This window comes from Streptomyces sp. NPDC057543, from assembly GCF_042801895.1.
Taxonomy (GTDB): domain Bacteria; phylum Actinomycetota; class Actinomycetes; order Streptomycetales; family Streptomycetaceae; genus Streptomyces.
Genome location: NZ_JBHVFF010000346.1, coordinates 1 through 7921, shown reverse-complemented (window position 1 = coordinate 7921; position 7921 = coordinate 1). Strand labels below are relative to the sequence as shown.

The window sequence follows — 7921 nt, the reverse complement described above, 5'->3', positions numbered from 1 at the left end:
CTCCCGCGGAGCGTGCCGGCCGGACCCGGAGCGCTGCCGGAATCACACGTTCGGGGGCGGCCCCTCGATGGGGCGTCCGAGGACGCCGGGGCGCTGCTGCCGGGGCAACGGACCGCCCGGTGGCCGGTAGTCGACGCCGAGGGCGTCAAGTCTGGCGTAGTGCATGGTCATTCGCCGTTCGAAGTCCGCGAAGTCACGGTCGGCGGAGGCGGGCAGGGACGACCAGGCGACCTCGGCGAACGCCGCGAGGCGCGGGAAGACCTGGTAGTCGACGCGGGACCGGTTCTGCATGACCTCGGTCCAGACATTGGCCTGGGTGCCGAGGATGTGACGGGTCGCCTCCTCGGAAAGGCCCGCGGGTACGGGTTCGAAGCGGTAGACGTCCTCCAGGGTCCGGATGAAGCCGATGGGCATCGGCTCGTCGGGGCCGCCGTCCTGACGGTGGTCCAGGTAGACGTGCTGTTCCGGGCACATCACGACGTCGTGGCCGGCCTCGGCGGCCGTGATGCCTCCCCCGTAACCCCGCCAGGACGACACGGCGGCTCCCGACGGGAGGCCGCCTTCGAGGATCTCGTCCCAGCCGATGAGCCTGCGGCCGCGGGCGGTGAGCCAAGTGTCGAAGTGCCGGATGACCCAGGACTGCAGCTCGTCCTCGTTGGCCAGGCCGAATTCGGCGATCCGGGCCTGGGCGGCCGGGGACTCCTTCCACTGGTCCTTGCGGCACTCGTCGCCGCCGATGTGGATGAACGGCGAGGTGGCGGCGGGGAAGAGTGCAAGGACCTCTTCGAGGACGCCCTCGAAGAAGCGAAGGGTGTTGTCAGTGGGGGCGAGTACGTTGGCGTTGATGCCCCAGGTGTCCCAGACGGAGAGGGTGGTGGTGTCGATGACGTCGGAGTTGCCCAGTTCGGGGTACGCGGCGATCGCGGCCTGCGAGTGGCCCGGGATGTCGATCTCGGGAACGACCCGGATATGCCGCTCGGTGGCGTACGCGACGATCTCGCGGATGTCGTCCTGCGTGTAGTAACCACCGTGCGGGGTCTCGTCCCAGAGCTCGGAGGCCCGGTGACCGTGCTTGGTACGGGACCGCCAGGAGCCGACCTCGGTGAGCCGGGGGTAGCGCTTGATCTCGATGCGCCAGCCCTGGTCGTCGGTGAGGTGGAAGTGGAAGACGTTCAGCTTGTGCGCGGCGAGGAGGTCGAGATAGCGCAGGACGTCGTCCTTGGGCAGGAAGTGCCGCGCCACGTCGAGCATCATGCCGCGCCAGGGGAAGCGGGGGCCGTCCTCGATGTCCGTGAACGCAATGGTGGGTCTGCTGTCGGGGCTGATGGGCGCGCGGCGGAAGGCTGCGGGCCCCAGGAGCTGACGGAGGGTCTGCGCGCCCCAGAAGACTCCGGCGGCGCTTCCTCCGGCGATCTCGACGCCGGTGGGTCCTGCGCCCAGCCGGTAGCCCTCGGGGTCCAGGGCCGGGTCGATGCGCAGCCGGATGCTGTTCGCGGCGCCCTCGCCACCCTCGACAGCGCTCTGCGGGGCGAGCGGCAGGCCGAAGGCGGCGCCGAGGGTGGAGCGCAGCCAGCGTTCGGTGTTCTCGGTGCCGGGGGCCGCCGCGATGGTGGTGGACGGGGCAAGCGGGAAGGCGCGCGATCCCCCGCCACTGTCACCGTCGGAGATACCGGCGTCACCGATGCGCACGGGCGCCGGGATCAGTTCCGTGTCCGTGCCGATGTCCACATTCGTGTCCCTGCCCCTGCCCGTGTCGGCGTTCGCGTTCGCGCCCATGTCCGTATCCGATTCCGTGTCCATGACGTCAGTCCTTTACCGCTCCGCCCAGTCCCGAGACCAGGCGGCGCTGTACGAGTACGAAGAAGACCAGCACGGGAATGGTCATCACCGTCGAGGCCGCCATGATCCCTCCCCAGTCGTTCTCATCGGGTTTGAAGAAGACCAGCAGCGCCATCGGGAGCGTCGACTGGGACGTGTCGCTGATGATGAACGACTTCGCGAACAGGAAGTCGTTCCAGGTCGAGATGAACGAGAAGACGCTGGTCGCCACCAGACCGGGGAAGACGAGCGGGAAGAGGATCTGCCACAGGAAGCGCGTGCGGCTCGCGCCGTCGATGTAGGCGACCTCCTCCAGCGCGTCCGGGACGGCCTTGACGAAGCCGCGCAGCATCCAGATCGCGAACGGCAGCGAGAAGGCGAGGTGCGGCAGGATCAGTGAGCCGAGCGTGTTCAGCTGGCCGAAGTCCCGCATCAGGAAGAACAGCGGGATCGTCAGCGCCTCCACCGGCACCATCTGCGCGACCAGAAACATGATCAGCAGCGTCGTCCGGAAGCGGAATCTGAACCGGGTCACGGCCGTCGCCGCAAGGAAGGCGATCAGCGCGGAGGCGATGACGACCGTGCCCGCGACGATCAGGCTGTTGAGGAAGTACCGCCCGAAGTCGTGCTGTTCGAAGACCCGGCGGAACGAGTCCAGGGAGGGCGACAGCGTCCACGGGCGGGGGTTCGTCGACTGGATCTCGCCGGCCGGTTTGAGGGCGGAGAGCACCATCCAGTACAGCGGGAAGGCGACCGCGGCGGCGATGAGCAGGGCCGCGGCCTCGGCGGCCAGCCGACCGGGCCGGCGGACGCTCAGCAGGTTCCGTGCGCTCACAGTTCCTCCCCCTGGCGCCGCACCAGGCGCAGATAGACGAGCGTGACGGCCAGCAGGATCACCAGCATCACGACGCCGATCGCCGAGCCGAGGCTGTACTGCGAGGACGCGAACGCCTTCTGGTACGCGTACACGTTGAGCACCAGGTTCTGGCCGGCGATGCCGCCGCCGTTGGTCATCACATAGATCTGGGTGAAGACCTTGAAGTCCCAGATGATCGACTGGATGGTGACGACGACGAGGATCGGCCGCAGCATCGGTGCCGTCACCGACCGCCAGATCCGCCACTGCGAGGCCCCGTCCAGCGCGGCCGCTTCGAGCACCTCGGCGGGGATCGCCCGGATGCCCGCGTACACCGTCACCATCACGAACGGGAACGAGCACCACAGGACTTCGAGGAGCACCAGGGCGAAGGCGCTGTAGCGCCCGTACGTCCAGGAGAAGTCGCCGAGCCCCAGCACCCGGTCGACCGGGCCGAAGTCCGGGTCGAAGAGGAACACCCAGACGGTGGAACCGGTGATCGCGGGGGTCGCCCAGGCGCCGAGCGCGGCCATCATCAGCGCGAGCCGCGGCACGGCGCGGACCCGGGTCAGCAGGACGGCGAGCGCGCAGCCGACCAGCAGGGTGGCCAGTACGCAGACCGCGGCGAAGACCACGGTCGCCAGGAGCACCTGCCAGAACTGACTGTCGCCGAAAAGCGTCGCGTAGTTCCCCAGCCCCTGGAAGGTGGTCGGTTCACCGCCGCTGACCTGGGCCTGGGTGTACTCCAGGAAGGAGATCAGACCGAGCTGGTAGATCGGGTAGACGAGCAGCCCGCCGAGGAGGACGAGCGCGGGCAGGAGGTAGAGCCAGGGGGTCCGGCCGGAGCGGCGCGCGGGCGAGGCCGGGCGGCTGCGCCGGGGCGGGCGGGGGGAGGTGCCACCCGCCCCGGACGTGCCGGGTGCTTTGTAAGCCGTACTGTTCGCGGTCATCGTCAGCCCGCGTCGGCGAACGCCGCGTCCATCTTCTTCGCCGCGTCGTCCGAGGCCTTCGCCACGTCCTTACGGCCGCTGACGATCTCCTGGAACATCGTCGGCAGGACCAGCGAGGAGTCGATCTGCCCCCAGCCGGGCGAGGCCGGGACGAACTTGGCGCCCGCGCCGAGCGTCTTGACGAACGGCTCGACGAACGGCTCCTTCTGCGCGACCGTGGCCCGCACATCGGTGTACGTGGGCAGGAAGCCCATCGCGTCGAACATCTTCGTCTGGGTCCGCTTGCCGGTCAGGGACTTCATCAGGTCCACGGCCAGAGAGCGGTGCGAGCTGCTCTTCAGTACGCCGATGTTGTTCCCGCCCGCGAATGCCGGGGCGACGGAGCCCTCGGCGACGCCGGGCAGCGGCACCACCGCGTACTTGCCCTGCACCGATCCCGCCTCGACGGCGGCGTGGCTGAAGTCGCCGCCGATCGCCATGGCCGCCTTGCCGGAGGCGAAGGCGGTGACGGTCGCGTTGCCGCCCATGGCCGCGCACTTGGCGGCGGGGCAGTTGTCGTCACCGAAGAGCGAGGTGTAGGCCGCGATGCCCTTGCGGGCCTTGTCGCTGTTGATGGCCGCCTTGTACGTACCACCGCTCTCGTCGGCCAGTTCGCCGCCGCCCGCCCAGATGAACGGCATCGCACCGTAGGTGTAGGCGCCGCCGACCGCCAGTCCGTAGAGGTCCGGCTTCTTCTTGTGGATCTTCTTCGCGGTGGAGATGAGCTCCGCCTGGGACTTGGGGGCCTCGATCCCCAACTCCTCGAAGATGTCGGTGCGGTAGTACAGCGCGCGTACGCCGACGAAGAGCGGCGCCCCGTAGATCTTGCCGCCGACCGTCACGGACTGCTTGGCGGTCGGGTCGGTGTCCTTGGCCTCGTCCCAGGCGGCGAACTCCGCGCTCACATCGGCGAGTCCGCCGTCCTTGACGTACCCGGCGGTGTCCGTGTTGCCGTACTCGATGAGGTCCGGGGCGCTCTTCGGGTCGTTGAACGCCGCCTTGATGCGCTGGGCCCGGGTGTCGACCGGTATGTACTCGACCTCGGCCTTCGCGCCCTTGTGGGCCTTCTCGAAGTCGGCGACCGCCGCGTCGACGACCTGCTCCTTCGGCTTGTTGCCGACCTCCTGGAACAACCAGACCCGCAGCGTGCCGGTCTTCTCGTCCCCCTTGGCTCCGGTGTCGGAGGTCTGTGGCGCGCAGGCGGTGGCGGCGAGACCCGCCAGCACAAGCGCCGCGGCCGGGGCGGCCATTCGGGCAGACAGCTTCATCCGGGAACCTCCACCGATAGGCGTTGCAACATACGCAACATACGTTTCGTTCTGCACAACTGGCAGGAGAGTAGGTGCGCACGCAGACGCCGACAAGTGGTCTCAACCACTCTGTGACCCGGCGACACAGCCCGTGCAACGCGCAAGGCACCCGGAGCACGCACAAAAGCCCCCGGGGTGCGCATGACGCGCGCCCCGGGGGCTCGAAGCGATGGCGGCCGGTCGGCCCCGGACTACTTCTTGTCCTTGCCGCCCTTGCCCTTGTCCTTGTCGCCGCCGGCACCCATGGACTCGTAGATCTCCTTGCACATGGGACAGACCGGATACTTCTTCGGGTCGCGGCCCGGTACCCAGACCTTGCCGCACAGTGCGACCACGGGGGTGCCCTCCAGGGCGCTCGCCATGATCTTGTCCTTCTGGACGTAATGGGCGTAGCGCTCGTGGTCGCCGTCGCCGTTCGACACCTGTGGCGTCGGCTCTACGAGGGTGCCCGTACCTGCCCCGCGCTCGGGCTCAAGAGTGCTCATGGACCCCAAGGGTACTGAAGACCGGGACCATCAGTTCAGCGAAGGGTCGTCCGGATAGGTGGCGATCATCGCCAGTTCGCTGCGCTGGCGGCGCAGAACCGCCCGCCAGAGGTGCTCCGGACGCGGGGAGGAGACGTCTCCGGGCTCGGACTCGACGACGTACCAGGCACCCTCGGCCAGTTCCTTGTCCAGCTGTCCGGGGCCCCAGCCGGCATATCCGGCGAAGATCCGCAGCGAGCCGAGCGCCGCGGCCAGCAGCTCCGGCGGCGCCTCCAGGTCGACCAGGCCGATCGCCCCGTACACCCGGCGCCAGCCGAGGGGGCCCTCGTCGCCGGGGATGACTGCCACGCCGAGCGCCGAGTCGAGCGAGACCGGGCCGCCCTGGAAGACGACGCCCGGTTCGCCGGTCAGACCGGCCCAGGACGTGAGGATGTCACCGACGCCGACGGGGGTCGGGCGGTTCAGGACCACGCCGAGCGAGCCCTCCTCGTCGTGGTCGAGGAGCAGCACCACCGCGCGGTCGAAATTCGGGTCCGCGAGCGCGGGTGTGGCCACGAGCAGTCGCCCTGTGAGCGAGGACACCTCGGTCATGGCAGAAATGATCCCGCATCTTCGGTCTCCACGGGGACCAACTGGGTCGCCAGGTCACCGAAAGAGCTGTGCACGGCTCGGGGCGCAGCTCAAGGCGCACGGACGCACGGGTAGCGCACCGCCCGGAAGGCTTTGCGGACGGTAACCCTCCGCAAGACCCGGGCAGCAGAGCGTGTTGTGGCGAATTCATGACGTTCGCGCACCCCCCGTCCACTTACGGAAGGGGGGCGGTGGGCCATTACCCTTTCGGTTGGCCCCCTGCCCGACCACTCCGGAACGCGAGATTCATGACCGGCACAGACGATGTCCTGCTTGTCCACGGCGGAACCCCGCTGGAGGGCGAGATCCGCGTCAGAGGCGCCAAGAACCTGGTGCCGAAGGCAATGGTCGCCGCGCTGCTCGGCAGCGGGCCCAGCCGGCTGCGCAACGTGCCCGACATCCGCGACGTGCGGGTGGTGCGAGGGCTGCTGCAGCTGCACGGTGTGACGGTCCGGCCGGGTGACGAACCGGGCGAGCTGATTCTGGACCCGACCCATGTCGAGAGCGCCAATGTCGCCGACATCGATGCCCACGCGGGCTCGTCGCGCATCCCGATCCTCTTCTGCGGCCCGCTGCTGCACCGGCTGGGCCACGCGTTCATTCCCGGGCTCGGCGGCTGTGACATCGGCGGCCGGCCGATCGACTTCCACTTCGACGTGCTGCGGCAGTTCGGCGCGACGATCGAGAAGCGGGCGGACGGCCAGTACCTGGAGGCCCCGCAGCGGCTGCGCGGCACGAAGATCCGGCTGCCGTACCCGTCGGTGGGCTCCACCGAGCAGGTACTGCTGACGGCGGTGCTCGCCGAGGGCGTCACCGAGCTGTCCAACGCGGCCGTGGAGCCGGAGATCGAGGACCTCATCTGCGTACTGCAGAAGATGGGCGCGATCATCTCGATGGACACCGACCGGACGATCCGGATCACGGGCGTCGACCGGCTGGACGGGTATACGCACCGGGCGATCCCGGACCGTCTGGAGGCGGCCTCCTGGGCGTCCGCGGCGCTGGCCACCGAGGGCAACATCTACGTACGGGGCGCACAGCAGCGTTCGATGATGACGTTCCTGAACACCTTCCGCCGGGTCGGTGGGGCGTTCGAGATCGACGACGAGGGCATCCGCTTCTGGCACCCGGGCGGCGCGCTGAACGCCATCGCCCTGGAGACGGACGTGCACCCCGGCTTCCAGACCGACTGGCAGCAGCCGCTGGTCGTGGCCCTGACGCAGGCCTCGGGCCTGTCGATCGTCCACGAGACGGTGTACGAGTCCCGGCTCGGTTTCACCTCCGCGCTGAACCAGATGGGCGCACACATCCAGCTCTACCGCGAGTGCCTGGGCGGCTCCGACTGCCGCTTCGGTCAGCGGAACTTCCTGCACTCGGCGGTCGTGTCCGGGCCGACGAAGCTGCAGGGCGCGGATCTGGTCATCCCGGACCTGCGCGGCGGTTTCTCGTACCTGATCGCCGCGCTGGCGGCGCAGGGCACGTCACGGGTGCACGGTATCGACCTGATCAACCGCGGCTACGAGAACTTCATGGAGAAGCTGGAGAAGCTCGGCGCGAAGGTGGAGCTGCCGGGCGGCGCGCTGGTCTGAGACGGGCGGGCGGGCCGGTCCGGGACGGGCCGCGCGGCCGGTGCGACGAGGCCGCGGGCCGGTCCGGGACAGGCGGTCCCAGGGCTGCTGACGGGGGTTCGGGACCGTTGTCCCGGGCCCCCGTTCGGCTTCCGCGCCGGCCACGAAACGGCGCGGAGACCGGAGAGGTCCGCCCGGCGGGGGCGGCGGAGGCCCGGAACGGGCCCTCTCGCGCCGGTACACGGAAGGGCGGTCACCCTTGGTC

7 protein-coding genes are annotated in these 7921 nt (G+C 69.3%); 1 reads left to right on the top strand and 6 read right to left on the bottom strand.

The window, feature by feature from the left end:
* Positions 1–42 precede the first annotated feature (42 nt).
* The 6 genes from ACFU8Q_RS36450 to ACFU8Q_RS36425 form a co-directional block, all read right to left on the bottom strand.
* Complete coding sequence (locus tag ACFU8Q_RS36450) at positions 43–1800, bottom strand: beta-N-acetylhexosaminidase (RefSeq protein WP_384462911.1); 1758 nt, start codon at positions 1798–1800, stop codon at positions 43–45.
* Between the two features lie 4 nt (positions 1801–1804).
* A complete protein-coding gene (locus ACFU8Q_RS36445) occupies positions 1805–2653 on the bottom strand; it encodes a carbohydrate ABC transporter permease (protein ID WP_384462908.1) in 849 nt (282 codons plus the stop codon).
* Positions 2650–3624: a carbohydrate ABC transporter permease gene (locus tag ACFU8Q_RS36440; protein WP_384462905.1), complete on the bottom strand. Its 975-nt coding sequence runs from the start codon at positions 3622–3624 to the stop codon at positions 2650–2652. Before ACFU8Q_RS36440 ends, ACFU8Q_RS36445 begins: the two co-directional genes overlap by 4 nt.
* Before the next feature lie 2 nt (positions 3625–3626).
* Entirely contained in the window at positions 3627–4931 is a 1305-nt protein-coding gene (locus tag ACFU8Q_RS36435) for an extracellular solute-binding protein (RefSeq protein ID WP_384462902.1), read from the bottom strand.
* Positions 4932–5164: 233 nt separating this feature from the next.
* Complete coding sequence (locus ACFU8Q_RS36430) at positions 5165–5458, bottom strand: DUF3039 domain-containing protein (protein WP_072484142.1); 294 nt, start codon at positions 5456–5458, stop codon at positions 5165–5167.
* A gap of 30 nt (positions 5459–5488) precedes the next feature.
* Entirely contained in the window at positions 5489–6049 is a 561-nt protein-coding gene (locus ACFU8Q_RS36425; RefSeq protein WP_383759973.1) for a YqgE/AlgH family protein, read from the bottom strand.
* 287 nt (positions 6050–6336) lie between these two features.
* Between ACFU8Q_RS36425 and murA the strand changes: the two genes are divergently transcribed.
* Entirely contained in the window at positions 6337–7677 is a 1341-nt protein-coding gene (gene murA, locus ACFU8Q_RS36420) for a UDP-N-acetylglucosamine 1-carboxyvinyltransferase (protein ID WP_093900252.1), read from the top strand.
* The last annotated feature ends 244 nt before the right edge of the window (positions 7678–7921 follow it).